The organism is Vibrio splendidus, from assembly GCF_024347615.1.
GTDB classification, from domain to species: Bacteria; Pseudomonadota; Gammaproteobacteria; order Enterobacterales; family Vibrionaceae; genus Vibrio; species Vibrio splendidus.
On sequence record NZ_AP025509.1, the window covers coordinates 1,634,319 to 1,661,263 of the forward strand.

The following is a 26,945-nucleotide window of genomic DNA, read 5'->3' on the forward strand; positions in this document are numbered from 1 at the left end:
TTATACCATCCTTGAAGCGAGTTTTTGCCAAACTGGAGTTGGAAGCATTCTTAGTAGCTTCATCAACATGATGAATCGTCTTGGGAAATCGATTTCACTCTTTCCTTGAGCAATCCCGTTTACGATTCGCTGAGTTGCGGCCTCACTACTAATAATCATAGGCATAGAGAAAGTATTTCGCTCGGTTAATGGCGTTTCAACAAAGCCTGGGTGCACAATTGAGACATGAATATTGTGCTCGGCCAGATCAACCGACAGTGTTCTGCCCAAGTAGGTGAGGGCTGCCTTTGAAGCGCCATAAGCCTCGGCTCTTGGCAAAGGTAAAAAGCTGGCGCTGGAGCTTACTAAAACCAAACGGCCGCCGGGCTTGATGTTTTTTAGCCAGGCTTTAAGGGCGTAGCCAATTGAAATTAGATTGATGTTGATGACGCGCTCGAAAAGCTCAGCATCAAAATTCACTGGGTCGTTGATGTATTCACAATCACCCGCATTTAAAATCAGCAGATCGAGCGGCTTGTCTTGGTCGAGCTCTGGGAAGTTGTGGTAATCGGTTAAGTCGAAACAGAGCGGCGTAATGGATGAATGCGCGATGTCTGTCTCGTGAGAATCAACCAAGGCTTGCAGTTTGTCTGGGTTACGGCCACACGCAATTACCTGATGCCCTTGTTGAGCGTAATCGATAGCGAGTGATTGGCCGATACCTGAGGTCGCGCCTGTGATCATAATACGCATTATTGGCTCGCTCTCTTTTTGATGGATTTGATGGCGCAGCCCAGAACTGGAATGTGTTCGTACAACATAGAGCCGACATCAAGATAGTCTCTGTGATAGACCACTTGACCGTCGAGCATCTTGAGGTGGCTGTGTCCTTGCACTTCGATCGGCTTTTGACCGTTCAGCTGCTTATGAGAAAATTGCATCGTCCAATACACCGAAGCTTCGTCTTTCACTTCGAAAGTGTGCTCGATATGGAAGTAACAGCTCGTTACCTGGGTGTAGAGGTTCTCAAAGTAGTGCGTAAGCGCCGAAATACCGCTGACATGATGCAGCGGGTCTTGGAATTCAATATCAGGGTGATAAACCGTCTTAAGCACGTCGAAATTGTCGGTTCCGAGTTCTCGATACATGTTGAGAAAGTTATCAAGCCATAGAGAGTTATCCATAATATTCACTCTAATTATTTGAAGAAGGCTAAGGCTCTCAATCGTGCTTCTTTGTGCTCAACGATGGGTTGCCAGTATTCGCTGTCTATTCCGTTTTTAGCGATAAAGTCATGTGGGAAATGAACATGTTTATCTGGGATGTTTTGCAGCTCTGGTATGTACTTACGAATAAAAATTCCTTTTGGATCAAACTTTTCACTCTGAGTGATTGGATTGAAAATTCGAAAGTAAGGTTGAGCATCACAGCCAGTACTTGAGGCCCACTGCCAGCCACCATTATTCGCGCTGAAATCACCATCGATAAGGTGCGACATAAAGAAACGCTCACCCCAACGCCAATCGATCAGCAGGTGCTTGGTTAGGAAGCTTGCCACCACCATTCTTAGCCTGTTGTGCATCCAGCCTGTCTCAACCAATTGACGCATTGCTGCATCAACCAATGGATATCCGGTTTTTCCTTCGCACCACGCCTTGAAGCTAGGGTTGTCGTGATACCAATCTAAGCCGTTGTATTTCTGCTGAAAGTTCGCACCTTTAACCAGTTTAGGATGATGGAACATCAAATGCTTATAAAAATCTCGCCAAATCAATTCATTAAGCCAAGAAAAGGCTGGCAGTTGTGTGTCAAACAACAAATCGGGTTGTTGCTGTATCAACTGAATCGCTAACCAACGTGGGCTTACAGCGCCAATCGCCAAATAAGGGGATAGTCCAGACGTGCCTTTTATCGAGGGAATGTCTCTAAGGCGAGAATAATCGTTAACTTTATTGGCTAAGAAATTGGGGATCACGCTCTCAAGGACGTCTTGGCTTAGTGGCCAACGCTCTGAATCGGTACGCGGAAAGTCGAAATCGTACTCGCCAGAAAAACCACTTAACGATTGATTCAGTGGTGACGGGTTCTGAGGTGATAGGTTCTGAAGCGAATCCGTTTCAGATGAACCTGCTTGCGCTGATCCTATTGAATGCACTGGAGCGTGGCTGCAAATGATACCTTTCACCTGAACTTCTTTTAACCATGCGTTTTTGAAAGGTGTGAAAACCTTGAACATCTCACCTTGTTTATTCAGCACGCTACCTAATGGCAGAATCGTATCGCAGTCGGTTATCTTCAGTTTTATACCGCTAGCGATTAAGCGTTTGTCTCTTAACTGCTCATCCACTTCAGGCTCAGAATTAGCGTAAACACACGTCGCATCAAGCTGTTTGTATAGATGAGTGAGTTGTGCGGCTTGGTCGTCAAAATCGCGGGCTTTGAGGTGCAAAAGATTGATCCCAAATTCAGCGAGTTGGGATTCAAGTTGCTGCAGGTGACGATAGATTAAATCGGCTTTGATTGGCGCAAGGTGGTGTTGCTGCCATTGCTGTGGCGTTGAAATAAAAACGGCGATAGAGACGCCGTTTTCAACTGCCGCGACGAGCGCTGGGTTATCGTGAATCCTCAGGTCTCGTCTTATCCATAGAATGTCGCTCAATATCCGTATCTCAGCTTAAGTTCTTGTGGGTGCGGGTTTAGGTAAACCTGTGATTCAAGGTACTCGTTTGGATATTCCATCAAGTAGTGGTTAATCAGTGTTAGTGGAACTAACAGAGGAACAAGACCTTCTCTGAATGATGAAATCTGATTGGTAAGCTCTTGCTTGTGCGCGCTACTCAATTGTTTCTTAAAGTAACCTTGCAAATGATGCAGAGTATTGGCGTGGCTACCACGGTTCGCGTGGTGAGATAATGCCGTCATCAAGCCTTCAATATATTGTTTTGCCAACTCATCGATTTCAAGATCGTTGCTTGCTAATAATTTCCCAAGTTTCTTATAGCCTTCAATGTGGTGACACATTACCAAGTACTTGTGAGCGCTGTGGAATTGAATCAGCTTGTGTTTAGTTACGCCTTCGTCAACAAGGTTTAGCCACTTCTGATAAGTGAAGACACGTGTCATGAAGTTTTCGCGCAAAATAGGGTCATTGAGGCGACCATTCTCTTCAACAGGAAGTAATGGGTTGCCTTCCATCACTTGTTTGGTGAACAAGCCAACGCCTGTCGATTCAGAGCCACGTCCATGGTGGTGGTAAATTTTTACTCGCTCCATGCCACAGGTTGGGCTTTTCTGACACACAATAAAGCCAGCGATGTGTTGGTTGTTCTTTGAATAATTTTGACCGAACTCGATCAGTTCATCGGTGACATCGCCAGAACCATCTGGGCGAGAAACATGGATGATATCGTCTAACATTCTTGTTTGACGGATGGTTGGTCGAGGCGTTGGAAGACCAATGCCCATCTCTGGGCAAACAGGTTCCAACTCTACGTAATCTGCAAGATCGTCGGTGCAGAAGCGCGAACGTTTATGACCAGTATCGAACCGAACTTTATGACCGGCGACACATGCACTAATGCCTATTTTTATTTTTTTATCCATTGGTCAATTCCTTACGCTCATTGCTCGTTGTTATTCTTATGTTGTGTGTTTTGTTGCTTATTAAACATTACTTTAGTTCGGTTTTTACTTTGCTTACTAGCCAACTCTATGAGTCTTGTGAGGTACCCGGTAAATCTTTTCAATCTAATAAATGTATTTACCCAGTGGGTTGAATAACTGGCTCACACCTTTTGTGAAGTAAAGCGCATCACTTGAAACAGTTAAACACACACAACCTTCTTTGGTGGCTGGTTGGTGGGTGTGGTCACCATCTAACCAGATGAAGTCGCCTTTGTTGTAGACGCCCATTTCGTCTTCGAAACTGCCTTCTAAAAGAAGCGTAATCTCAAAGCCTTTGTGGGTGTGGCAAGGCACTTGTCCATCTTTGTCGATGTGCAGCAAGCTGGTGTGATGAGCTTCGTCATCAAAATCGAGTCGCGCTCGCGAAATTTTGCCTAAGTTCATCCAGTCTTTTCTCGCCACTGAGTTCAACGCGCGAGGAATAGTGAACGTGGTGTCTGCAACCGTAACTTGCTGAACTTCGGGTGTCACTTCGATAGCTTGAGATGAATCAGCAGTGATCTGGTCGATAGCGTCAAAATCAAATTCTTCGTCATCGGATAGGAGCGCATCCATTTCGCTGTCAGACAGTTTTAGCCTTGCTGTGTCGTTTTCAAAGGCAGATGTATCGCTTTCAAAGACAGTGTCAGCAGCTTGCGCCGTCAGCATGCTTACTTGTTGTTGGCAGTGTTCACACAGTTCTACATGGCTAGAGACAATCAAAGAAACTGAGTCTGCAAGTGTGCCATCGACAAAATCTTTCAAAATTGCGGCATTTGGGTGGTGTTTAATCATGATCTTGTTCCCCCATGTGAACCTTAAGTTTGGCTAAAGCGAGTCTTAGACGTGATTTCACGGTTCCAAGTGGGACGCCAAGTTGTTGAGCGAGTTGCTCTTGTGACAACTCCTGAAAGTAAACGCCTTTAACAATCGTTTTCTGAGCCAAAGGCAACTTCTCTATTTGAGTCATTACATGGCGGCTCATCAAATGATCACCAAACGGTAATTCATCACTTTGAGATTCCGCGACCATTGCATCTATTGGCCAAATGTCGTCAGCGATGGTTTGCTCTGCTTTAGCTTTTACCTTTCTTAGCATGTCGAAAGCAGCGTTTCGCATCACGGTGTAGACCCAAGTAGTCCCAGCGCCTTTCTCTTCGTTGTAGAGATGCGCTTTCTTCCAAACGTTAGTCATTGTGTCTTGAACTAGCTCGTTTGCAGCAGCCTCGCTGCCCAATTTGCTGATTCCAAAACGCTTGATCTTAGGTGCGAAGAACTTGAACAAACAGGTGAAGGCTTGTTTGTCTCGGTCTGAACCAACCAAAATCAACCAGCTTGAGAGCTCTGTAGGTACCTTAATTTCATTAGGTAGTTTGTTGTCGGGGATAATGACATGCTCCTTGCCGTTCCCTGAACTTCTGCTTTCGACTTGCATAGTACTTAACCATCATGCGAATTTGAGTGGCACTACGTGAAAGGAGAAGGTCGGGATCACTTTAATTTAAATTAATTTCCACTATACAAAATTATAGTGAAGAAAAGTGCTTATTGCCCCGTAATGATTTGATTCAAAAAAGGAACTAAAGAAGGAAAGCTAGCGGGTTCGGTAAATTCTGTTTTCTTTTCCAATGGGATAGGCATCATTTCGAGTAATCGCGCACAGATCCATCGTGGGCTTTCGAAGTCTGGAGTGGGGTAGAGCGTTCTGATTGAATCGTGGTCTTGAAACAGCTGTACTAAGAATGCAGTAAATACGTTCGGTACTTTGCATTCTAGATCTGGCCAATGAGGTAATAACCTGAACTGGCTTTTTATCAGGTCATCGTCGTCTCGAAATGATCCGTGAAGCTGAACCAGTTGTTGACCTTCGACATCGATTTCCAAAATTTGGTCGTCAGACATGTTGAAATCAACGATGGACACTTTGGTTCCCCAAGAACTGAGATGTTCAGAGTTGGTGCTGTCTTGGGTGGCAATAATGAACCCATCTCCTTGGGCCGCATGTGCAACCATAGCAAGATATTTTGGTTCAAAGATGCGTAGCCTCTGGCGACCTCCGGGCAGAAGAAATATCGGAAGGGGAAATACGGCGAGCTCGAGAGAAGACTCTACGAGTGTCTCTGGTTCGGCGTCTGTCCGTGTGGTCTGGCTCGATGAATTCGGCACATAGCACTCCTTAGTTCAAATGTAATTTGAGAAGATATACGCGGAGTCGGTGGTGTTCGATCAATTGATTGTGGTTGTTGTTATTGGGTGATGAGCTCCAGACATGAGCCAAAGCAGATGATTTTTTGTTGCACATGCTCATAAATTCATTGTTTTTACCTTCTTTCATACGCGTCATTAGGTAATATATGTACGAATAGTAAGCGGATGGGTAGTCGCCAGACGATGCTTCTATCTAACCTTCTTCTTTACCTGACATCGCATCAAAGGAATGGTCATGATTGTTATATATGGTATCAAAGAGTGCTTGAATCCAATTAAGTTGCAGCTCTCTAATGTGTTGCAACAGTGCTTAAACAGTGAAATGGGTTTACCCGATGACAAGCGAGCGCATCGATTTGTACCATTGGAGCGGGACGATTTCTTTTATCCAGAAGGACGAACAGAAGCCTACACCGTTATAGAGATCAATATGATGGAAGGTCGAGCGGTCAACACCAAGAAGCGCTTAATTAAGAAGATATTTTCTGAGATAGAGAAGCAGTTAGCTATCTCTCCTATTGATATCGAAATAACCATCAAGGAACAACCTGCACACTGTTGGGGATTTCGAGGTATGACCGGTGATGAAGCGCAAGACCTGAAGTATAAAGTGAAGGTCTAAGTTCTAAGTTCTAAGTTCTAAGTTCTAAGGTCTCAGGACTAAGATATATTCCACTTCAAACATTAGATTTAAAGATTACTGAGAGCGGCTTTAGAAAAACACTAAGCCGCTTGTTATTGAACAAGACCAATCGAGAAGGTTAAACCATTAGCTCTCGTCGTTCTCTTTTAGGTAACGGTGCCAGTTGGCATTGATGACATCAAAGTACTCCACACAGAACTCTTTCCTATCTTTCAAATAGTCGTTTTCCACTTCATCGAGCAAGTTCTTGTAGGCTTCAGGATCGCTGCCATACACCAAGCATAACGTGGAGAAGTAACGCTGTAGATCAAAGCTGTGCTCATCAATGTATTCACCCAAGTCGTAATACTCAGGGCGGTCTTCTGACTCGAAAGCGAACATGTCAGCGGCGCTGATTGCGGCATCACCTCCATGTTCTACATAGTTAAGTAAAAGCACGGTCGCGAGGTTATCAACGGCATCTTCCTCTTTTCCCAGTATGGCAATATTCTGGTCTTCGATATAAGCGTGCCCAGCTTCGTGCAGTAGAGTATGAAGCAAGGTATCGATAGCACCAGTTTGCGCGGTCTTTCCATACTCTTTTTCGTATTGATTCTTTTCAAAGTAATTAAGCGACTCAGAGTAGAAGCTATACGGGATAAGCACTTGATGCGTTTGTGGATCGTAGAGTGGACCCTCTTCCCCGCCGTATTGAATGGTTAATGGCTTTTCAAACATGAAGAGTTGGTTTGACAGGTCAATCACAGTGTCATTGACGCCACTGTTTTGAATTTCACGTTTGAGCTGCTCTTCTTCAGTATTTTGTGGTGAAGAGAACTCAACGATCAGGTTATTTTGGGTTGTTTGTTCACTAGATGCATAAGTCGGGGCAAACACTGAGCTAAGGGCTAGGCTGTAGGTCAGTGTTCGTTTCAATAATGTCATCGGCTATCCTTGTGATTATGCTGCGATTCAGGCTCGGTGTTAAGGTGATCCCCCTAAGTCATGTAACTCAAGTTACGCGATCCAAGTTATGTACCTTACGCTGTTTAAGCTGTTTAAGCTGTTTAAGCTGTTTAAGTTAATTGAGTTAATTACGGTGGTTAGATTACAAGTTTAGACTGAATTTTGAAGCATCGAGGACAGCAATTTTTGAAGTCGACACTCGCTGATTAATGAGTGACCCGCTTTGAGGTTCGGCTACAAAGAATTGGCGAGCTGAATGACCAGCGTTGATGTGATTCGTTTCTGTTGGTAATTGATAGATAAATTTCGGTTCAAGTGAACCCTTGTGCTATACTCCGCGCCCCAATCCGAATTGGCTTGTTAAATCTTAGGAAATTATTATGAGTGTTAAAAACGAACTTCAACAAATTAACAACCGTCTAGACAAATGTCGCAACAAGTTAGCGGCTGCTAAAACTCGTAATGATCGTCCTGTTGTTCGTCAATTTGAAGACGAGATTAAGAAGCTAACCAAGAAAATTGCTCAGTTGAAACACAAAGAAAGCTTCGATGTAAATCAAGAGCGTAAGTCTTTGGTTGATATGCCATTTAGCCGTGAGATTACAAAAGCTGAGCAAGCGGATATGGGTAAACTTAAGAAGTCTGTAAAAGGGCTCGTAATTGTTCACCCAATGACGAAGATCGGTAAAGAGCTTCGCATTGAGGTTATGACTGGTTACGCACCGAAAAAATTCTAATTACCAGTGATGGTGATGAAAGAGGAGCTAGTAATAGCTCCTTTTTGCTTTTTTAGGTATTAAAAAAGCAGAGTCAGCGGCAAGGATACTCACGCCGTTATCAACTTTTTGGAGGTGATTGTTGTCACAAATCCTTTTATCTCCTATAAAAGTTAACGTGTCACTAACATGGCACTAAGTGAACGCAGTAATGTGTTCGCTTTTCGAATCTACAATTTCTCTCCAGTTTGTATAAATATAGGTAGAGCAGCACAGATAATTACAGATAAAACTAGACTCATTAAGGAAGATGAGAACGTAAAAAAATAGAGGTTATATGAATCAATTAATTTCAATTGGACCACTAGAATCCTTCCTAATCGCGATTAGTGTTTTGTTTCTAGGTCATTTCGTCAATGCAAAGCTTCCGGTTCTCAAAAAGTACAATATTCCAGAGCCCATTGTCGGCGGCTTGATTGTCGCTTTTGCTATTACAGCCCTGCACTTTAACGGCCTTGATCTTGAGTTTTCCTTGCCCCTGCAGAACACGTTTATGTTGATGTTCTTTGCAACGGTCGGCCTTGCGGCTAACTACACGCAGCTGATAAAAGGTGGTGCTAAGGTATTCCTATTCTTAGGGGTGGCTTCGGTTTACATCATTATCCAAAACGGTGTAGGCGTAACACTTGCGACGGCATTAGGCCTTGAACCCTTAATGGGTTTGATTGCTGGATCTATCACGCTTTCGGGTGGTCACGGCACGGGCGCAGCTTGGTCTCAAACTTTTTCAGACACGTTTGGCATTGCCAATACTCTAGAAATCGCGATGGCTTCAGCGACGTTTGGTTTGATTATCGGTGGTATTATCGGTAGCCCAGTAGCACAAAAGCTGATTGATAAAAACCAGCTTGAATCTGAGTACGGCACTGGCACACAAACCCACGAACGTTTTCCTGAGCTTGTTACTTACAACGAGTATGAAGAAGACAAAGTAACAGCGAAGAAGGTGATTGAAGTATTGTTCATTCTTCTTATCTGTATCTCGGGGGCGAAATACCTAGAAGAGTGGGTGGCGACTTTTGAAATTTCTTGGTTGATGATTCCTGACTTCGTTTACGCGTTGTTTATCGGTGTGTTCATCACTAACGTTTTTGAAGTGACTAAGCTGCATAAAACCGACAGTGAAACGGTCGATATTCTTGGTACGGTGTCATTGTCGCTGTTCCTAGCGATGGCGCTAATGAGCCTTAAGCTTTGGAACATCTTTGACCTTGCGATTCCGTTTTTGGTTATCCTTGCGGTTCAGGCTGTGGTGTTGGGTATCTTCTCTTACTTTGTGACGTTCAAAGTAATGGGTTCTAACTATGACGCAGCGGTTATGGCGGGTGGTCACTGTGGTTTCGGCCTAGGTGCAACACCAACAGCGGTAATGAACATGGGTTCTTTGGTGAACCGATTCGGTCCGTCGCCACAAGCCTTCATGGTTGTGCCAATCGTTGGTGCCTTCTTTATCGATATCGTTAACCTGATCATCCTTCAAGGTTACATCTCGTTTATCGGTTAATGTTCGCCTGTGCTTAAATGCGATGAGCTCATCGCACTAAGATGAATACAAGAAAGCCAGTCTGTTGACTGGCTTTTTTTGTATTAGCGCCTCTAGAACTTATGCGGGTGAGCTTGCTTGTAGCTCTTTAAGAAGAGGGAACGCGGCTTTGGTGTGTTCTCCAGTGACGATGAATCCAACCAACTGGTTATCTTCATTGAAGCCTTTGGCGACAATGCCTTTAGGATCGAATCGAGTTTCCCAGCTCTGAGCAGTGTGAATATCGCGCCCTGCGAGCTGAATAGGGTAACTCGGTGTTTTCACCTTGGTGATCATATGAGGCAAGCTGAGCTTTGCTTCGCCCACTTTGATCTCTCCTTTATCCTTAGTCAGCTGCTTCGCCAACACGTTTGCCGACAAGATTGCTGGCTGTAAATAGGCCATCACACGACCTTCAATTTCAGCGCAATCACCAATCGCATACACATTGCTGGCGCTGGTTTTCATGGTGTCATCGACCACAATCCCTTTGTTTACTTCTATTCCCGCTTGCGTGGCTAACTGCGCGTTTGGTCTTAGCCCTGCTGCGGCAATCACGATATCTGTTCGTATCAATCGAGAAGAAGTGGTTTGCAACCTCACTCCATCAGACAGGTAAGTCGCTCGACAAATCGCAGAGTCGGTTTCGACGGTAACCCCTGCTTTTGTCAGCTCCCTTTCCAACTCAAGCGAAACGAAAGGTGGCACAAGGCTATTCAACAGATAACTTGCAGGTTCGATAATCGTGACATCTTTGCCCGCAGTTTGAAGGTCGAATGCGAGCTCTACCCCAATCAAGCCTCCACCCATTACGGTGATGCGTTGAGCGTCATCGATCTGAGCTTTGTGTTTCTCGAACTCTTCCAAACTATTTAACGTAATGGTCGCGCTGCGTTTAAGCCCTTCCGCTGGTGGTATAAAAGGCGTCGCGCCCGTTGCTAATACCAACTTCGAATAATGGATAGTTTGTCCATCAACACGAACACACTGCTGCTTGGTATCGATTTCGCTGACTAAAGCTCCGGTTTTGATGACCACGTTGTACTGCTCAGCCAATTGCTGAGCGTTATTAACGGCTAAGGCTTGTGGTGTTTGAGCCTGGCTGAATACGTGTGAAAGATTCGGCTTACTGTACTCAACCCCTGCATCTGCAGTGATCATGGTTATCGCGATATCTTGGTCAATTTTACGTACCATCTTTATGGTTTGTAGGGCGGCGAAACCACCACCCACAATCACAATGTTCGACATGCTACTTCTCCATAAATACTTCTTTGCCTAAATGGCATTCTGGGCAAAGGAAGTCATCCGGCACTTGTGCCCAAGGTGTTCCTGGCTCAACGCCTTGGTAAGGTTCACCCAACTGTGGGTCATATACCCATTCACACACAGTACAGCGCCAGCAAGTACAGTCTGCGCTGTGGTTTGACTTATCTTGAGCTACTTCTGTTTCCTGCTCTGTCGTGTCTTTGAGCTCGGCAGTGGTGTTTGCCGGTGCTGGTGTGGCTTCAAGCGGTGTAACATTGCGTGATACTTGCTTTGGTGCGCTGACTTCGTCTGGATTCACACGCCAAACCTCGGCCAGTGTCATACCGTAATCAATACATTGACGAAGTGCGTCTGTATCTGGTTTCCAGTGGATATGCTGAGGTGCGCTCACCTCGAAGTTGGCTTCACGTAGGCGAGCGTCGATACGTTTTACTGCGCCACCTGTCCAACCTGAAGAACCAAATGCCGCGGCTCTTTTACCTGCAAAACGTAAGCCGTGGATCTCTTCTAGTAGTGCAGCGATTTGCGGCATCATCACATTGTTCATGGTCGATGAACCAACAAGCACACCCTTTGAACGGAAGATATTGGCAAGGATGTCATTCTTGTCGTGCTTTGAAATGTTGAAGACCTTGATTGCTGTTTCCGGGCTGCCTTTACGGATACCTTTTGCGATTGCGTCAGCCATCATGCGAGTGTTGTTCGACATGGTGTCGTAAACAATGGTGATACGATCTTCTTTGTACGCTTTAGACCACTCGTAGTATTGCTCAACAATTTGCGTCGCGTTGTCGCGCCAAATACAGCCATGAGAGGTTGCGATAACATCGATAGGCACACCTAAGCTCAATACTTCTTCTATCTTCGCTTTCACCAAAGGTGCGAAAGGTGTGAGGATGTTCGAGAAGTAACGCAGACATTGATCGTGCAGCTCTACTTGGTCTAGCTGATCGTTGAATAGGTTTTCATCACAGTAGTGCTGACCGAACGCATCGTTGCTGAACAGGATCTCGTCACCAGTGAGGTATGTTGCCATTGAGTCTGGCCAGTGCAGCATTTTCATCTCAACAAAGATGAGTTGCTTACCGTTACCGACATCGAGCGTGTCGCCTGTTTTAACGGTTCGGAAGTTCCAGTCAGGCTGATGGTGATGGCCAACAATCGAGTTAACGCCAGCTTCTGTGCAGTAGACGGGTGTGTTTGGAATTTTGGCTAATAGTGCCGAAAGGGCACCTGAGTGGTCTTCTTCAGCATGCTGACAAATGATGTAGTCGATCTCATTGATGTCGATTTCCATCTCAAGGTTTGCAAGGAATTGTTCAGTAAAGCGATGATCAACGGTATCAACAAGCACCGTTTTCTCTTCACGAATCAGGTACGAGTTATAGCTGGTACCTTTGTTCATGTGGTATTCCTTACCATGGAAGTGTTCTGTTTCCCAATCATGGACGCCGACCCAATGAACATTTGATTTAACGTGAATAGTCATAATGATAATACCTTATTTAAATATCTAAGGCTCTCATTGCACTAGTTGTGCCATGTTTTTAAGTGTCTGTTTTAAATGTGTTTACTTGGTGTTTATGTTGTTTGGTGAGTCATTTTGACGTGCTACATTTTGTGGTTAAAATGAATCTTAGGTGTCTTTATGACTTTGTGGATTTGTAGCGGTTTGGCAAGAAAATTAATGATGTTTGCTCAGAAAGAGCAGGGTGAGGAACCTGTTTCAACAACGGGGATTATAGCGTAACTCCTGCGCTTCGCGAATTAGAACACGTGGATTGATCAAGTATTGGTGGCCTAAAAAGCGGCTGGAATGGCTAAAGCTGAGATAGACAAGATGGATGCGAAATACATAAATGAAAAAGGCCAGACGAGTGTCTGGCCAAAACAAGGCAGTGTAATTTAACAGTCTGAAGTGCTGTTGAAACTATATTTTGTAAAACGAAAAAGCGTTTTAAAAATTAAAGCGTTGTAGCAGTTAAGCGTTGTAACTGTTTAACGTGTTATAGCTGTTGATTCATTCGTCATCTTAATCAACGCGTTAAAGCGTCGTCACGATTTCATCAAGCGCTAGACGCGCTTTTGGTTTACCGTGGTTGTAGTCTTCGCCGTCTTTGTGGAAGCCGATAGCCAGTGCTACATCAACAACGTGACCTTCCAGTTCGTCAGCAAACTCTTCACCGATCATAGCGGCATCTACGCCTTCCATCGGTGTTGAAGCAATACCAAGACGAGCCAGTGTGTGCATTGTGTTACCTAGTGCGATGTACACCTGAGACTTAGTCCAGTTACCGTTGAAACCTGTTTCGTCTGTGTTCATTTCTGCGAATGCGTAAGCCCCTAAGAACTGCTCGTACATTTCAGCGGGTAGGTGACCAGAGCTTACTTCTGTGTCAGCACGCTTTGCGAATTTCTCTTTAGTGTACTTAGGATCGTGAGCAAACAGGATCGTATGTGACGCTTCTTTCGCATGCGGTTGGTTAAACTGGAACATGTTCTCGAAAGTATTGTGGAAGCGTTGTTTTGCTGCGTCACTCTCAATGATGATGAATTTCCAAGGCTGAGAGTTGATAGAAGAAGCTGACAAACGAAGTGCTTCTTTGATTACTTCCATGTCTTCCGCAGAGATGCGCTTTTCTGCATCGTATTTTTTAGCTGTGTAGCGAGTGTTTAGATCTGAAATGATTGGATGAGTCATGTTGAATCCTAATATCTATCAATATAAATGTTGTAGGGTTTTATGTTCGGTAACGTCAACAATAAACGGATAACGCATTTAGGCTATATCTCTATAGAAGTCGTTTCTAGAACAGTCAGCCTCTAAAAGGCTGAACGCTTAAATGGCTATCGAACATGCCCCAATAAATCGAGTATCTGCGGTAGCTCAAGTCGATGGGTGTAAGATAATAGAAGATTGGCTTGGGAAAAATAGCGAACACATCAAATCACTATGGTTAATAATGTCCATAATGATTTGATTAGTGTGATCTGGATGTGTGTTGGTTTTCGAAAATCAGCCAGTTAGTACGCTTTGATTCCATATTGGCGTAATAAAGAGGGAAGTACGCTGTCGAGGTTTGGGATATCTTCAGGGTTAAGTTCAATCAAGCTAAAACCGTGCTCTTGGTAAACTTTCTTGGTCGCATTTCGTTTGTCTTCTTCTATAGGGCCTGAATCTGTTCCCCAGAACTGAATGTATATCTTGCCGCTTGGCAGGTAGAAATCGCTCATTACTTCTTTTGATATCGGGAGCGGACGTTCATAGGCATGAACCACTCCCGCCATATAAAGCCAGTTATCGATGATCAGCTCTCCCTTTGAACGCACATAATGTCCGTCTAAGGTTCGGTGTTTCGCCTCAAATTTCTGACGAAAGCTAGAAAACGAGACATCGGTAGAGTGGCTTTCAGCATCATGCCCTAGAAATTCGACAACAGACTGCTTCAAACGTTTATTGCGAACCAATGAATCGTGCCATACCACAAATAGGTTTTGAGTCGCTTTATCTTCCCTTTGCTCACCGCCTGCTTGTAAGCCTGTAGAGGTGACGTGCCAGCCGTCGTCTTCTTTTGTTATCCAGCCAAGCTCATTGAGCAATAAGTTGATTTTCTTTGCGCTGAGTTGAAAGGCACCGCCGAGCTGAGTGGCGGTCAATGTGTTTCCTGAGAATGAATCCAAATCGATAAGCAGTTTCTCTGGCCAGACAATAAAGACACCGAACTTCTTATGTTCGACATATTCCCCACCAAAGCTTTCTCCTCGTTCTGTAAGAACCCAGCGCTCTTGTGAGCGCACGATATAACCCGCTGTTTTTAGATCGCTAAATAAAGTTTTAGCTTCTACGCCTTTTTGTTTAGCGAGTGCGGATGTGGAAATTTTGTCTGACATAGTCTTTTCTCAAATAGCAGAGTGATCCGCTGATGGGTTTTGGAGAGATACATGATGTGATAGCACTGATGAATACCATATCACATCTACTAATGGCAACTGCTGCTCACTGGTCTATGTTTTTAGTCGAAAGTCATGTCTGATTTTGATTTTGTGGGAAATGTGGTTCTTTTTGTAATTAAATTACATGATTAGCGATTTTACTCATCTGGGTGCATATTTTCTATACGTGATACGATGTTCTTTTATACGGTTTATATAGATCTTAGATGCTATATTTTATTTAGTGTGATTCTTATCACTATTTATTTTTAAGTATTACAAAACAAAGCGTGATCTAGATCTTGTGTTAATGGTATTTATTCTCATCAATTTGGCTTTGTAATTTAAATTCATGGTGTTTTTGTGATCTAAAGTGCTCTTGTTAACCCTAAAGTGTTTTTTGTGTGTGATGTTTGTCACGAAAGTTGGGCTAAGGTGCATTTTGGAAATGTTGTGATACATTTTAATCGACTTTTGAGTACACACTTTCGGTCATTTGACCAACCAATACATTACGGGGTTCTACCTATGTTATCACCAGAAGCAAAGATTAAGGTTCAAAACTTTGGTCGTTTCTTATCCAATATGGTAATGCCAAACATCGGCGCATTTATTGCGTGGGGTTTCATTACTGCACTATTCATCCCAACCGGTTGGTGGCCTAACGAAACGTTAGCATCAATGGTTGGCCCTATGATTACATACCTATTGCCACTATTGATTGGTTACACCGGTGGTAAAATGGTTGGTGGTGACCGCGGTGCGGTAGTCGGCGCTATCACAACAATGGGTGTTATCGTTGGTACTGATATCCCAATGTTCATGGGTGCAATGATTGTAGGTCCACTGGGTGGTATCGCAATTAAGAAATTCGATGAAGCTGTTCACGGTAAAGTGAAGAGTGGTTTCGAAATGCTAGTGAACAACTTCTCGGCTGGTATCATCGGCATGATCTGCGCGATCATTGCGTTCATCGTGATTGGTCCTGCAGTTAAAGTTCTATCTTCTGGCTTGGCGGCTGGCGTTAACGTGATGGTTGAAGCGGGTGCATTACCTCTTGCTTCTATCTTTGTTGAACCTGCGAAAATCCTATTCCTAAACAACGCAATCAACCACGGTATCTTCTCTCCACTAGGTATCCAGCAATCTGAAGAGATTGGTCGCTCAATCTTCTTCCTAATCGAAGCTAACCCAGGTCCGGGTCTTGGTCTTCTACTTGCTTACATGGTGTTTGGTAAAGGTAGCGCGAAGCAGTCTGCTGCTGGTGCATCTATCATCCATTTCCTAGGTGGTATCCACGAAATTTACTTCCCTTACGTTCTAATGAACCCACGTCTAATCCTTGCTGTAATCGCAGGTGGTATGGCGGGTGTATTCACTAACGTAGTGTTCGATTCTGGCCTTATCTCTCCAGCATCACCAGGTTCTATCTTCGCTATCTTGTTGATGACACCTAAAGGCTCTTACATCGGTGTTGTACTTTCTGTAATCGCTGCAACGGCTGTGTCTTTCATCGTAGCTTCAATCCTACTTAAGACTTCAGCTCAAGGTGACGACGAAGATTCACTAGAAAAAGCCTCAGCTCAAATGAAAGACATGAAAGCGTCTTCTAAAGGTGCAGCATCAGGCGCTGATGTAAACCTAGCGGATGTTAAAGCTGTTTATGTAGCGTGTGATGCGGGTATGGGTTCAAGTGCAATGGGTGCAGGTCTACTACGTAAGAAAGTAGCAACAGCTGGCCTAGACATTGAAGTGACCAACTACGCAATCAACAACCTACCGGCTGATTCGCAAATCGTTATTACGCATAAAGACCTAACAGACCGTGCTCGTAGCACTGTGCCAGGTGCGATGCATATGTCTCTAAGCAACTTCCTAGACGGCGGCGTATACGACCAACTAGTTGCTGAGCTTGTCGATGCTCAAAGTGGTGAAGCGAAAGTAGAAGCTCCGGCGCCTGCTGCCGCTCCAGCACAAGAAGGCAACAAGCTTGCACTCACTGACGACAGCATCTTCCTTGGCCTAAAAGCGACTCAGAAAGAAGACGCAATCAAGTTTGCTGGCGAACAATTAGTAAAACTTGGCAACGTATCACCGGAATACGTAGACGGCATGTTTGCTCGTGAAGAGCTTGTGTCTACTTACCTAGGTGAGTCTATCGCTGTGCCACACGGCACAATCGAAGCAAAACAATATGTACAAAAAACCGGCATTGTTTTCTGTCAGTACCCTGAAGGTATTCAGTGGGGTGAAGATGAAGATGATATCGCGAAGATGGTTATCGGTATTGCCGCACAAGGCGATGAGCACAACATGGTGCTGATGGCTATTACCAATTCACTCGATGATGAAGAGGCTGTGGAATGCTTACAGAACACAACAAACCCTGCTGATGTTCTACGTATTCTCAACGGAAACTAAAAAGCTCTAGTCAAGCTCCTGAGTGAAGGAGGCCAGTATCCCCCTACTGGCCTCATTTCGGTCTTAATCTTTCTTACAAGATTCAGTCTGAATAGCTTACTGCTTAATGCCTAAGGCACATCGTCAAGGTATGTTGTTGAGCCGTTAGCTATCTAGATTCAAATATTTATAAGGTCAAAATTATGAAAGCGTTACATTTTGGTGCAGGTAATATCGGTCGTGGTTTCATTGGTAAGCTTCTTTCTGATGCAGGTATGAAGGTTACGTTTGCTGACGTAAATGAAACGGTTGTAAATGCGTTAATTGAACGCCAAGAATACCCAGTTAAGATTGTTGGCGAAGAGTGTGTTGTAGAAGTGGTTAAGAACGTGACAGCAGTAAACTCAGCGACAAGCGCTGTAGTAGATTGCATCGCTGAGTCTGATCTTGTGACGACAGCCGTTGGCCCTACTGTTCTTAAAATCATCTCTAAATCTATCGCTCAAGGCATTGAAAAGCGTGCAGCAGCAAACAACACGGCACCAATGAACATTATCGCGGCAGAGAACATGGTTCGCGGTACTAGCCAATTAAAAGCAGCAGTGTTAGAGCACCTTTCTGATGAAATGAAAGCCTTCACTGAAGAGCACATTGGCTTTGTTGATTCAGCGGTCGACCGTATTGTGCCACCGGCAGAAGCGGGCGAAACAGACCCTCTAGCCGTAACCGTTGAAACGTTCAGCGAGTGGATCGTAGATCAAACACAATTTAAGGGTGAGATTCCGAACATCCCAGGTATGGAATGCACTGACAACCTAATGGCTTTCGTTGAGCGTAAATTGTTCACGCTAAATACGGGTCACTTGGTAACGGCATACCTTGGTGTACTTGCGGGTCACGAGACAATCAAAGACTCTATCGAAGATGACGTAATCCGAGCTGAAGTAACAGCAACGATGGAAGAGAGTGGTGCGGTTCTGATTAAGCGTTACGGCTTTGATCCAGAAGCTCACGCTGCCTACATCCAAAAGATTCTTGGTCGTTTTGCTAACCCGTTCCTGCGTGATGAAGTAGACCGTGTTGGTCGTCAGCCAATTCGTAAACTGAGCCCACAAGACCGCCTAGTTAAGCCTCTGAATGGCACATTAGAGTACGGCCTACCGAATGTTCACTTAGTAAAAGCAATCGCAGCTGCGTTCCATTACAAGAATGAAGACGACCCACAAGCGGTTGAACTTCAAGCAATGTTCGCAGAAAAAGGGTTTGCTGAGACATTAGAGCATTATTCTGAGCTGAATAGTGACTCAGAAGTTGTTAAACTAGCGGAAGAAGCTTATCTAGCATTGAAATGATAAACCATCAAAGTGCCACACCAGTGGCACTTTCTTATTGTCGAGCCGTTATGCCAATACAAACTAGCCACGAAACTGAATTACTCGAAGCCCTATCTGAAGCTGAGAGCGCTAGCGCCTGTCTAATGGCGGCTTACGATGCATTGGACGACACGGTAGATGCCGTATTAAAAAACATTTTCAAGAAAGACGACACGGCAATTAAATTTGTTGTTGAACCACTTCTCAACAGTGGCGGTCCGTTGGGCGAGATTATGATCCGCGCTAAGCTGCTATTAGGGCTTGGTGTGATCAGTAAAGAGCTCTACGATGATTTAGAGATTTTCGTTACCTTGAAAGAGTGGGCGAAAATACAAGGTGAAGACACTAGCTTCACAGAAGTCGACGTTATATTTGAGCTCAACAAGGTGCAGGCGATTCAACGCATAATGCCTATCGAATATGACTCGGAGATGGTGGAAACCATGTCGGGCCCAATGCTTCAAATGTTCTTGGGTCGACACAATCAGAAAGTGAAGTCGACGATCGTTTTGGCTATCACTGACATTATCACGACCTTATGCCGAGATAACGCACTGAGTTCTTAGTTCTAGTTTGCAGTCCTGCTTATCTTGTTTCACATCCTACATATCTTGTAGCTGTTCGTTCGTTTCAATCCAAAGCTTAAAATGATGGCGGTTTCTCTCGTTGGAGAAATCGCTTTGTTGTTTTTGTGTCTATCAAAAACTCTCGACACTTTCCCCCGCTTATCAAATACAAAAGTAGCAGGCACAAAAAAAGCCACGTTCAGTGGCTTTTTCTATTCAAGACGCTCTCTTTATTAAAAACGCCCTGCTATTCAAGACTATGGGGATTATAGGTCTTGGATGTTTTCAGCTTCTAGCTCTTGGAAGTAGCGTAGAGTCTTAACTTTAAGCTCTTGTTGAGCTGGCTCATCAGCAACGATGATAGCTTTACGGTGCATCTGTAGAGCTGTAACAGTCCACATGTGGTTTACAGAACCTTCGATAGCCATTTGAAGCGCTTGCGCTTTGTTGTGGCCTAGAGAAAGGATCATTACTTCTTCAGAATCTAGAAGAGTAGCAACACCGATAGTTAGTGCGTATTTAGGAACTTGGTTGATGTCGCCATCGAAGAAACGAGAGTTCGCGATACGAGTGTCTTCAGTCAACGTTTTGATACGAGTGCGTGAAGATAGAGAAGAACCTGGCTCATTGAATGCGATGTGACCGTCGATGCCTACGCCGCCCATGAACAGGTTGATTTTGCCGTATGAACGGATTTTCTCTTCGTATGCTGCACAGTGAGCATCGATGTCTTCAGCTTTGCCGTCTAGCAGGTTGATGTTTTCTGCTTGAATATCAACGTGGTTGAAGAAGTTCTCGTGCATGAATGTGCGGTAAGACTCTGGGTGGTTCGGGTCGATACCAACGTACTCATCCATGTTGAATGTTACAACGTGCTTGAAGCTTACTTCGCCCGCTTTGTAAAGTTCAATTAGCTCAGCATAAGTAGTTAGAGGTGTGCTACCAGTAGGAAGACCTAGAACAAATGGACGCTCAGCAGTTGGAGCGAATTTTTTGATAGAATCTGCGATGTGACGAGCAGCCCATTTACCTACTTTTGCTTTGTTGCTTAAAGGAATAAGTCTCATTGATTTTGCCCCTAGAAATTAAATTTTATAGTGTTCTGAAACATTAATTCGCATTATAAAATAAGTTACCCACTTCCGCTATTGTTTTAGGTCAAGTTTTTACTTTTTTAATGATATCTGTGACTAGAACTCTCAAGATTGCACATTTTTTGTATGGATATTTGGTGTCGTTAAACAAGATTAATACGTTTGTCATATATCGTCAGATGGGTTTGATTCAGGGTCTGAAAGATCAACAAGCTTTGTTGAGTGGATGAGTGGATGAGTGGATGAGTGGATGGTCAGGAGTGCAATGGACGTATGATCAAAGAGTGATACTTATGTGGCACTGCCGCGCAAAAAAGAGGAGAAAAAGTGAGGAAGTATCACCGACAGGCGTGAATGAGCATGGGTATATTTAAGAATAGTGATTATTCAAAGCTATCACTATGAATTTTCTATAAATATTGGTAAAACTGGACAGGTTGGCTAAACTTACTCATTACGAAGAAGATGCGTTTTTTTTAAGTTGCCGTTAATATGCTATGAAAAAAAGCCCAAAGTGATTAGGTATCACTTTGAGCAGTTTTACTAATCTTCTAACACTAACTCTCTGTCGTATTCTTCCCTAGGCACTTCACCGCGTTTGCAGCCGTTTAGGGTATGAAAGCGACGGCGTCCACGAGCCAGTTGAATGTACTTCAACCAAACACGGTCTAACTTGGACTTAGCCTTATGAGGGTGAGCCAATACTTTGATGAAATGTCTTTCTTCAGCATTGGTCGGTGTTAGTTCACCAGTCTCAAGTGCAAGCATAGTGTCACCAAACAAGGTTAGGATTTCTTCTTCTGAAAGAGTAAAATCACCTGACTTAGCGAACCCTCGTGGGAATTTAATGGTGTCATAAAAACGTTTTTTTCCGTGTCGGAATTCGGTCTCAGACATATCAGCCTCAGTAATGTGGTTAGATAGAAATTAGTGTTTATTGCTCACGCGAAAATATTGTTAAAAGGCTAAAATAGGAAACAAAACGTTTTTGCCTTTACGATAAACAATCCTAGATCGGCTAGTTAGCAGATTTATTACAGAGATGTATTTTTGATGGATGTGAAAGTATTTAGAACCTTTCTTGAGGTTGCAAGGGTGCGCCACTTTGGGCGCGCAGCTGAAAACTTGTATTTAACACAAGCAGCGGTGAGTGCGCGGATCAAACAGCTTGAAGGCTATTTTGATACTCAGCTCTTCATTCGTGACCGCAATAACATCAAGCTTACCTCTTCCGGTGAGCGTTTGATTGGTTATGCTGAAGTGATGGTATCCACCTTACAACAAGCTAAGTTTGAGCTGTCGTTAGAGAGTGGAAAAGCCTTGCAGTTAACACTAGGTGGCACTCCGAATATTTGGGATGCGTATCTGCAAAACTGTTTAAGCGTAGTGACCGATTCTTTTGGTGGTTATGGCTTCATGGCTGAGGTGATGGGGCGCGAGCAACTGAACCGTAATTTGCTAGAGCGAACCTTAGATATGGCTTTCGCCTTCGATCAAATTAAAGCGGAAGAGCTAAACTGTAAAAAAGTCGCTGATTTGGTTTTGGTGTTGGTATCAACGCAGCAAGATGATCTGGAATCTGTGTTCCAACATAAGTATGTGTATGTCGATTGGGGAACGCGCTTCGGTTCAGAACACGCAGAACGTCACCCTAAAGTTCCAGCTCCGTATTTACGTACCTCTACGGCTCGTATTGCCCTCGATTTCATTTTAGAGAAAGGTGGCAGTGCGTATTTACCTGTTTCTATGGTTGAACCTTTTATCGACTCAGGTCAGCTGCATAAGGTGAAAGGTGTTGAAGATTGGTATCGCCCAATTTATCTCAGCTACCGCAAAAGCAGCACCTCGGTTGATGCGATCATGCAGGTCGAGAAGTTGGTTAACGAAATTGATCCATCGACCGCTTATACGTTGCAACAAGCCGCTGAACAAGCACCAGAGTAGCGGCATTCGCGGTAAGCAACGGCTTTGTTGATTAGATTCAATAAAAAATGGCTCCTAACTAATTGTATAGTTGGGAGCCATTTTTGTTTTAAACCAGAGATGATTTTCTTTTCCAAATCAGAGATAACCCTAACTCGGATAAAACCGTTTAAGCCTGGTATGCGTAACCTTTTTTAAAAGCCCTATTCTTCGAAAATTCTAGAGATTCATTAGATTCTCAATAGACTCTTCAAGAGAGTGTGACAGGTATGAATGGATTTGATTGCCATCCGTTGCGTCAATCTCAATTTTAGAAATCCCCTTACTCGCTTCTTCTTCAAGAAAGCTGAGAGACTGCTCGACTGATTGACTGGTGAGAACCTGTTGGTTTGATAAAACAATACGACACGTGTGAAGAACCATAGCCTTTTCCTTTTTATATTCGACAGGTCTCTGCATCTTAGTGTGCTAAGTACCTATCGTTGACGTTGTGAGAAGAGTTTCTTCTCAAGGTTAAATTTAGTCGAATTGCGTAAAAAGAAAACCCTTTTTTGTGATTTATCTAACCTTCAGTTCCGAAAGTGGCTAGCGACAATGACAGTTCACGGTAAACTTTTAGGTATCGGAGTAAAAGTTATGGCAAATGGGAAGAGCACAGCATGTCGAGAAATATTCATCACAACAGTACGTTAACGAGTGAGCAGTGCCATTTGGCTCGATATGCGCGAGACGCTCGCTTTGATGGGATGTTTTTTACGGCAGTAAAAACCACCGGAATTTTTTGTCGTCCGATTTGCCCAGCAAGCCCGCCCAAAGAAGAAAATGTCGAGTATTTTTCTCATCAAGCTCAAGCCTTGAAGGCTGGGTATCGCCCATGCTTACGTTGCCGGCCAGACAGCGCACCTTTTTCTCCAGCTTGGAAAGGTGTTGAAACGACTTTCTTGCGTGCTTTACAGTTGATTGATCATGGTGCGCTGAACTCAGGGTCAATCGTCGACCTTGCCACTCGATTAGGCATTTCAGACCGCTATTTACGAACCTTATTCGACAATTACATCGGCGTGTCGCCGAAGCAATATAGCCTTTATAGCCAATTGATGTTTGCCAAGCAGTTGCTGCACACCAGTAGCATGAGCATTACCGATGTTGGCTTTGCGAGTGGTTTTAATAGCACGCGTCGTTTCAATGATGCCTTTCTAAAAGAGCTTCAGCTCTCGCCAAGCCAAATCCGACGAACAAAGCTAAGTGAAAACCTGAGCAATCATATTCAGCTAGTCTTTCACGGCCCATTAGACTGGAACCATTTGCTGGGTTTCTATCGACGAAGAATGATTGAAGGTGTAGAGGACGTTGGCGAAGATTATTACAAACGCACAGTGAATGTTAATGGGTCAAAGGGTTGGTTCAAGGCTACTTTGGCCAAAGAGAACCGCTTAGATATTGAATTTGAGTTGGACGATATAAGCCAGTTAAGAAGCTTGATTACCAACATTCGACGTATGTTCGACCTTGACGTCGATATCGCCAAGGTCGAGGCCTTCTTTACGACTATCGATCCTAACTTGGTGGCTAAGAGTGGCATCCGCATTCCTGGCGTGTGGAGTGCTTGGGAAGCAGGAGTAAGAGCGATTCTCGGACAGCAAGTCTCGGTAACCGCGGCCATTGGTCAGCTTAACTTGTTGGTGCGAGAGATTTCTGGAACGCATTCGGCATCTTCTTTAGAAGATCCTGCTAATTCACAAGAGTCGTCTGTAATCCAAGAGAAAGCCTACTTCCCAACTCCTAAACAGATAGCGGAGGCTGATGTCAGCTTCTTAAGAATGCCGGGAAGTCGCAAAGAGACCTTAAAGCGCTTTGCCGAATACATGGTCGACAATGAAGCCGAACATCCTTCTAAGTGGATTGAGCTAAAGGGCATTGGGCCTTGGACGATTCAATACGCGCTACTTCGCGGGTTAAGTGAACCTAATCATCTGTTGGTTGGCGACCTGGTGGTGAAGAAGTTCATTGAGCATCGCCCAGCCATCAATACAGAGAGTGTTTCGCCTTGGGGAAGTTATGCCACGTTCCATTGTTGGAATCAGTCTTAATAGAAAGAGCGCCCAAAAACATCTGCAACCCACAAACATATGCAATAGCAGGCTAGGAGATATTATGGCTAACCGTTTTACTTATTATGAGAGCCCGTTGGGCACGGTGACTTTACAGGCGAACGATGAAGGGCTGCTCGGCCTTTGGTTTGAAACATACACCACCAAGCCAGAACAGTTAGGCGTTCAAGATGATGGCTTTCCGATCTTTGAATTGGTCGCCGACCAGCTCAATCGTTATTTTTCTGGTGAATCAATCCAGTTTTCTGTGCCGATCGCCGCAAAGGGCACGCCATTTCAGCAATCGGTTTGGCAGGCTCTTACTACCATTCCTTATGGAGAAACATGGAGCTATGCACAATTGGCCGACGCGATTGGTAACCCCAAAGCGGTGCGAGCCGTGGGTTTAGCGAATGGAAAAAATCCGGTGTCAGTGATTGTGCCGTGTCACCGTGTGATTGGTAAAAATGGCAAGCTGACCGGGTATGCGGGTGGTGTAGAACGTAAACAGCGCTTATTGGTGATTGAGGGAAGAGAAGAAGATTAAAGAGTCTTTTTCGGAATGTTTGTTGAAAATTGCGTATCAATTATTGGTGAACGTTAAGGGTTCTTAAAGTGTGACTTTGCAATAAAACTGCCACTTGCTGGAAAATACTTATTTGGTTGCATATCCTTTAACCATGTTCTCTAGGCAAGGATGCCCAAATGAATAGCCATCATTCACTTATACTCTGCTGCAGTAGCGCACTATTGCTGACGGGCTGTTTAACCGACACCACTCGACCCTTCGAAGTACCACAACTTGCTCTGTTCAAAGGTATGTATGAGAACGCAGATAATGACAGCTATCTACTTTTTGAATCCGGGCAAGTGACTTATCAAACAACGGATAATTCCATTACTCGAACCTATCGTGTTGATGATGACTTGATCACCATTGAATTTAATTCTGGAAGCAGTCGAACTGACTCTAGACTAGTGATGCGCATTCAACAACAGGGTGAGATGCTAACTTGCAACCAATGCCCAGCGATACAATTGAGTAACGTCTGGACACTTATTGAGAAGCCTTTGAAAGACAGTTCGAATTAGAAAAGATCTCCGAATTAAAAAAGATCGCCATTCAGCCATAGGTGAGCGGCGATACTGACGGCATAGCCAATCATGATCACTGGCATCCATTTTAAGTGTCCAAAGAAGGTGTATTTTCCATGCGCCGCCCCCATCAATGCCACACCTGCTGCACTGCCTATAGATAGCAAGCTACCACCGACGCCCGCGGTTAAGGTGATCAGTAGCCAGTTGCCCATCGACATTTGGGGTTCCATGGATAACACGGCAAACATCACTGGAATGTTATCGACAATAGCCGATAAGATTCCCACCATGACGTTGGCCCAAATTGGATCCCATTGGCTATACATCACGCCCGAGGCTAATTCCAAGTATCCAAGTAAACTCAAGCCACCGACACACATTACGACGCCGTAGAAGAACAGCAACGTGTCCCATTCGGCATGCGAAACTCTTCGAAATACATCGAATGGCACAACAGAACCGAGTCGTTTCAGGGCGCCTTCATCGTTATTGGCGATCGCCACCGCTTTTTTCTTCGCGAGTGAGTTGGGTAAAGTCTTACGTAAGTAATAACCAAAGAACTGCAGGTAGGCGAGCCCCATCATCATCCCCATCACAGGAGGGAAGTGGAGTACGGCATGGAAAGCAACTGCGGTCGCTATTGTCATGATGAACAAGAATACGATTCGTCTTGCACCACGTTTTAATTCAACGTGTTGATGAACTGTGTCGGGCTGAGTCGTGGGTACAAAATAAGACATGATCAACGCAGGGACGAGGTAATTCATCACCGAAGGGATAAACAAAGGAATGAACTCACTAAAACTCACATAACCAGCCTGCCATACCATGAGCGTTGTGATGTCGCCGAATGGACTGAACGCGCCGCCAGCATTGGCGGCTATCACGATATTCACACAAGCTAGGTTAACGAATTTAGGATTAGAGCCAGCAACCTTTAGAACAACGGCGCACATCAATAGAGCTGTCGTGAGGTTGTCGGCAATAGGCGAGATAAAGAAGGCCAGAATACCGGTTATCCAGAACAGAGAGCGGAAATTAAAGCCTTTGCCTACCATCCACGCTTGCAGCGCATCAAACAGTCTTCTCTCTTCCATAGCACTAATGTATGTCATGGCGACGAGCAGAAAGAGTAATAGCTCGGCGTATTCCAGAAGGTTGTGCTCGAGCGCTTGTTTGGCGACTTCAACAAGGTTGTGTTCTTGGTAGGTAAAACCAATGATTATCCAGATCAGGCCCGCTGCAAGTAGAACCGGCTTGGATTTTCGGAGTTTTAGGTATTCTTCCATCATCACCACGATGTAGGCGACAACGAAAATAGTCAGCGATAGGTAGCCAGCAAATGAATTGGTTAGCTTAAGTGGCTCTCCCAACTGAGAAGTGGCAGCGCCTGCTACCGTAGAAAAAAATAATAAAGAGAGAACAGCAGAAAGCTGGATACCTAACATGGATTACGCTCCGAA

Annotated in this window: 26 protein-coding genes; 10 read left to right on the forward strand and 16 right to left on the reverse strand. The window is 44.3% G+C overall.

Features of this window, described 5'->3' with window-relative positions:
• From OCU90_RS24400 to OCU90_RS24430, 7 genes are all read right to left on the reverse strand, one after another.
• Positions 1-732, reverse strand: coding sequence for an SDR family NAD(P)-dependent oxidoreductase (locus OCU90_RS24400; RefSeq protein WP_054546096.1), 732 nt, complete (start codon positions 730-732; stop codon positions 1-3).
• Positions 732-1,163, reverse strand: coding sequence for a nuclear transport factor 2 family protein (locus tag OCU90_RS24405; protein ID WP_061021174.1), 432 nt, complete (start codon positions 1,161-1,163; stop codon positions 732-734). Before OCU90_RS24405 ends, OCU90_RS24400 begins: the two co-directional genes overlap by 1 nt.
• Positions 1,164-1,177: 14 nt before the next feature.
• Positions 1,178-2,638, reverse strand: a complete 1,461-nt coding sequence (gene phrB / locus OCU90_RS24410; RefSeq protein WP_061021176.1) for a deoxyribodipyrimidine photo-lyase — start codon at positions 2,636-2,638, stop codon at positions 1,178-1,180.
• On the reverse strand, positions 2,635-3,582 hold the full coding sequence (locus OCU90_RS24415; protein WP_017077064.1) for a YbgA family protein: 948 nt from the start codon (positions 3,580-3,582) through the stop codon (positions 2,635-2,637). Before OCU90_RS24415 ends, phrB begins: the two co-directional genes overlap by 4 nt.
• 144 nt (positions 3,583-3,726) lie before the next feature.
• The gene (locus OCU90_RS24420) at positions 3,727-4,437 is read right to left on the reverse strand and encodes a ChrR family anti-sigma-E factor (RefSeq protein ID WP_061021179.1); all 711 of its coding nucleotides are present in this window, start codon (positions 4,435-4,437) and stop codon (positions 3,727-3,729) included.
• A complete protein-coding gene (locus OCU90_RS24425; RefSeq protein ID WP_061021181.1) occupies positions 4,430-5,077 on the reverse strand; it encodes a sigma-70 family RNA polymerase sigma factor in 648 nt (215 codons plus the stop codon). The genes OCU90_RS24420 and OCU90_RS24425 overlap by 8 nt, the downstream gene beginning before the upstream one ends.
• 110 nt (positions 5,078-5,187) lie before the next feature.
• A complete protein-coding gene (locus OCU90_RS24430; RefSeq protein ID WP_061021183.1) occupies positions 5,188-5,808 on the reverse strand; it encodes an LON peptidase substrate-binding domain-containing protein in 621 nt (206 codons plus the stop codon).
• 277 nt (positions 5,809-6,085) lie between these two features.
• Here OCU90_RS24430 and OCU90_RS24435 point away from each other — a divergent pair, with 277 nt between their 5' ends.
• Positions 6,086-6,472, forward strand: coding sequence for a tautomerase family protein (locus tag OCU90_RS24435; protein ID WP_004732720.1), 387 nt, complete (start codon positions 6,086-6,088; stop codon positions 6,470-6,472).
• A 147-nt stretch (positions 6,473-6,619) separates the two neighbouring features.
• On the opposite strand, the gene OCU90_RS24440 is transcribed toward OCU90_RS24435, so the two are convergent.
• Complete coding sequence (locus OCU90_RS24440) at positions 6,620-7,417, reverse strand: DUF4344 domain-containing metallopeptidase (RefSeq protein ID WP_061021185.1); 798 nt, start codon at positions 7,415-7,417, stop codon at positions 6,620-6,622.
• 401 nt (positions 7,418-7,818) lie between these two features.
• Between OCU90_RS24440 and OCU90_RS24445 the strand changes: the two genes are divergently transcribed.
• On the forward strand, positions 7,819-8,175 hold the full coding sequence (locus OCU90_RS24445) for a YibL family ribosome-associated protein (RefSeq protein WP_004732722.1): 357 nt from the start codon (positions 7,819-7,821) through the stop codon (positions 8,173-8,175).
• A 316-nt stretch (positions 8,176-8,491) separates the two neighbouring features.
• Positions 8,492-9,718, forward strand: coding sequence for a sodium/glutamate symporter (gene gltS / locus OCU90_RS24450; RefSeq protein ID WP_004732723.1), 1,227 nt, complete (start codon positions 8,492-8,494; stop codon positions 9,716-9,718).
• A gap of 99 nt (positions 9,719-9,817) precedes the next feature.
• Here the strand turns inward: gltS and norW are convergent, their stop codons facing one another.
• The 4 genes from norW to OCU90_RS24470 all read right to left on the reverse strand — a co-directional run bounded on the left by norW (position 9,818) and on the right by OCU90_RS24470 (position 14,896).
• A complete protein-coding gene (norW, locus tag OCU90_RS24455) occupies positions 9,818-10,987 on the reverse strand; it encodes an NADH:flavorubredoxin reductase NorW (protein WP_061021186.1) in 1,170 nt (389 codons plus the stop codon).
• A 1-nt stretch (position 10,988) separates the two neighbouring features.
• Positions 10,989-12,494, reverse strand: a complete 1,506-nt coding sequence (gene norV / locus OCU90_RS24460) for an anaerobic nitric oxide reductase flavorubredoxin (RefSeq protein WP_061021188.1) — start codon at positions 12,492-12,494, stop codon at positions 10,989-10,991.
• Positions 12,495-13,049: 555 nt separating this feature from the next.
• The gene (locus OCU90_RS24465; RefSeq protein ID WP_061021189.1) at positions 13,050-13,706 is read right to left on the reverse strand and encodes an NAD(P)H-dependent oxidoreductase; all 657 of its coding nucleotides are present in this window, start codon (positions 13,704-13,706) and stop codon (positions 13,050-13,052) included.
• A gap of 323 nt (positions 13,707-14,029) precedes the next feature.
• The gene (locus OCU90_RS24470) at positions 14,030-14,896 is read right to left on the reverse strand and encodes a hypothetical protein (protein WP_061021191.1); all 867 of its coding nucleotides are present in this window, start codon (positions 14,894-14,896) and stop codon (positions 14,030-14,032) included.
• Between the two features lie 570 nt (positions 14,897-15,466).
• On the opposite strand from OCU90_RS24470, the gene OCU90_RS24475 reads away from it, so the two are divergent.
• The 3 genes from OCU90_RS24475 (at position 15,467) to OCU90_RS24485 (ending at position 19,277) form a co-directional block, all read left to right on the forward strand.
• On the forward strand, positions 15,467-17,359 hold the full coding sequence (locus OCU90_RS24475) for a PTS mannitol transporter subunit IICBA (protein ID WP_061021192.1): 1,893 nt from the start codon (positions 15,467-15,469) through the stop codon (positions 17,357-17,359).
• A gap of 182 nt (positions 17,360-17,541) precedes the next feature.
• Positions 17,542-18,690: a mannitol-1-phosphate 5-dehydrogenase gene (locus OCU90_RS24480; protein ID WP_061021194.1), complete on the forward strand. Its 1,149-nt coding sequence runs from the start codon at positions 17,542-17,544 to the stop codon at positions 18,688-18,690.
• 50 nt (positions 18,691-18,740) lie between these two features.
• Positions 18,741-19,277 carry an MltR family transcriptional regulator gene (locus OCU90_RS24485; protein ID WP_193835446.1) on the forward strand — a complete coding sequence of 179 codons (537 nt, stop codon included), beginning with the start codon at positions 18,741-18,743 and terminating at the stop codon, positions 19,275-19,277.
• Positions 19,278-19,543: 266 nt separating this feature from the next.
• Here the strand turns inward: OCU90_RS24485 and nagB are convergent, their stop codons facing one another.
• Together nagB and OCU90_RS24495 are read right to left on the reverse strand one after the other, a co-directional pair.
• Complete coding sequence (gene nagB, locus OCU90_RS24490) at positions 19,544-20,344, reverse strand: glucosamine-6-phosphate deaminase (protein ID WP_017111336.1); 801 nt, start codon at positions 20,342-20,344, stop codon at positions 19,544-19,546.
• A gap of 570 nt (positions 20,345-20,914) precedes the next feature.
• Entirely contained in the window at positions 20,915-21,268 is a 354-nt protein-coding gene (locus OCU90_RS24495; protein ID WP_017092459.1) for a MaoP family protein, read from the reverse strand.
• A 156-nt stretch (positions 21,269-21,424) separates the two neighbouring features.
• Here OCU90_RS24495 and OCU90_RS24500 point away from each other — a divergent pair, with 156 nt between their 5' ends.
• The gene (locus OCU90_RS24500; protein WP_004732733.1) at positions 21,425-22,315 is read left to right on the forward strand and encodes a LysR family transcriptional regulator; all 891 of its coding nucleotides are present in this window, start codon (positions 21,425-21,427) and stop codon (positions 22,313-22,315) included.
• A gap of 198 nt (positions 22,316-22,513) precedes the next feature.
• Here OCU90_RS24500 and OCU90_RS24505 read toward each other — a convergent pair whose 3' ends face one another.
• Positions 22,514-22,717, reverse strand: a complete 204-nt coding sequence (locus tag OCU90_RS24505) for a hypothetical protein (protein ID WP_017082971.1) — start codon at positions 22,715-22,717, stop codon at positions 22,514-22,516.
• 236 nt (positions 22,718-22,953) lie between these two features.
• Between OCU90_RS24505 and OCU90_RS24510 the strand changes: the two genes are divergently transcribed.
• From OCU90_RS24510 to OCU90_RS24520, 3 genes are all read left to right on the forward strand, one after another.
• Positions 22,954-24,384, forward strand: coding sequence for a DNA-3-methyladenine glycosylase 2 family protein (locus tag OCU90_RS24510; protein WP_017094214.1), 1,431 nt, complete (start codon positions 22,954-22,956; stop codon positions 24,382-24,384).
• Positions 24,385-24,448: 64 nt separating this feature from the next.
• Complete coding sequence (locus OCU90_RS24515) at positions 24,449-24,931, forward strand: methylated-DNA--[protein]-cysteine S-methyltransferase (RefSeq protein WP_061021196.1); 483 nt, start codon at positions 24,449-24,451, stop codon at positions 24,929-24,931.
• Positions 24,932-25,089: 158 nt separating this feature from the next.
• Positions 25,090-25,476 carry a hypothetical protein gene (locus OCU90_RS24520; protein ID WP_061021198.1) on the forward strand — a complete coding sequence of 129 codons (387 nt, stop codon included), beginning with the start codon at positions 25,090-25,092 and terminating at the stop codon, positions 25,474-25,476.
• A 14-nt stretch (positions 25,477-25,490) separates the two neighbouring features.
• Here the strand turns inward: OCU90_RS24520 and nhaD are convergent, their stop codons facing one another.
• Positions 25,491-26,930 (reverse strand): sodium:proton antiporter NhaD, encoded by a 1,440-nt coding sequence (gene nhaD, locus OCU90_RS24525; RefSeq protein ID WP_017082975.1) that lies wholly within the window; start codon positions 26,928-26,930, stop codon positions 25,491-25,493.
• Positions 26,931-26,945: the final 15 nt, after the last annotated feature.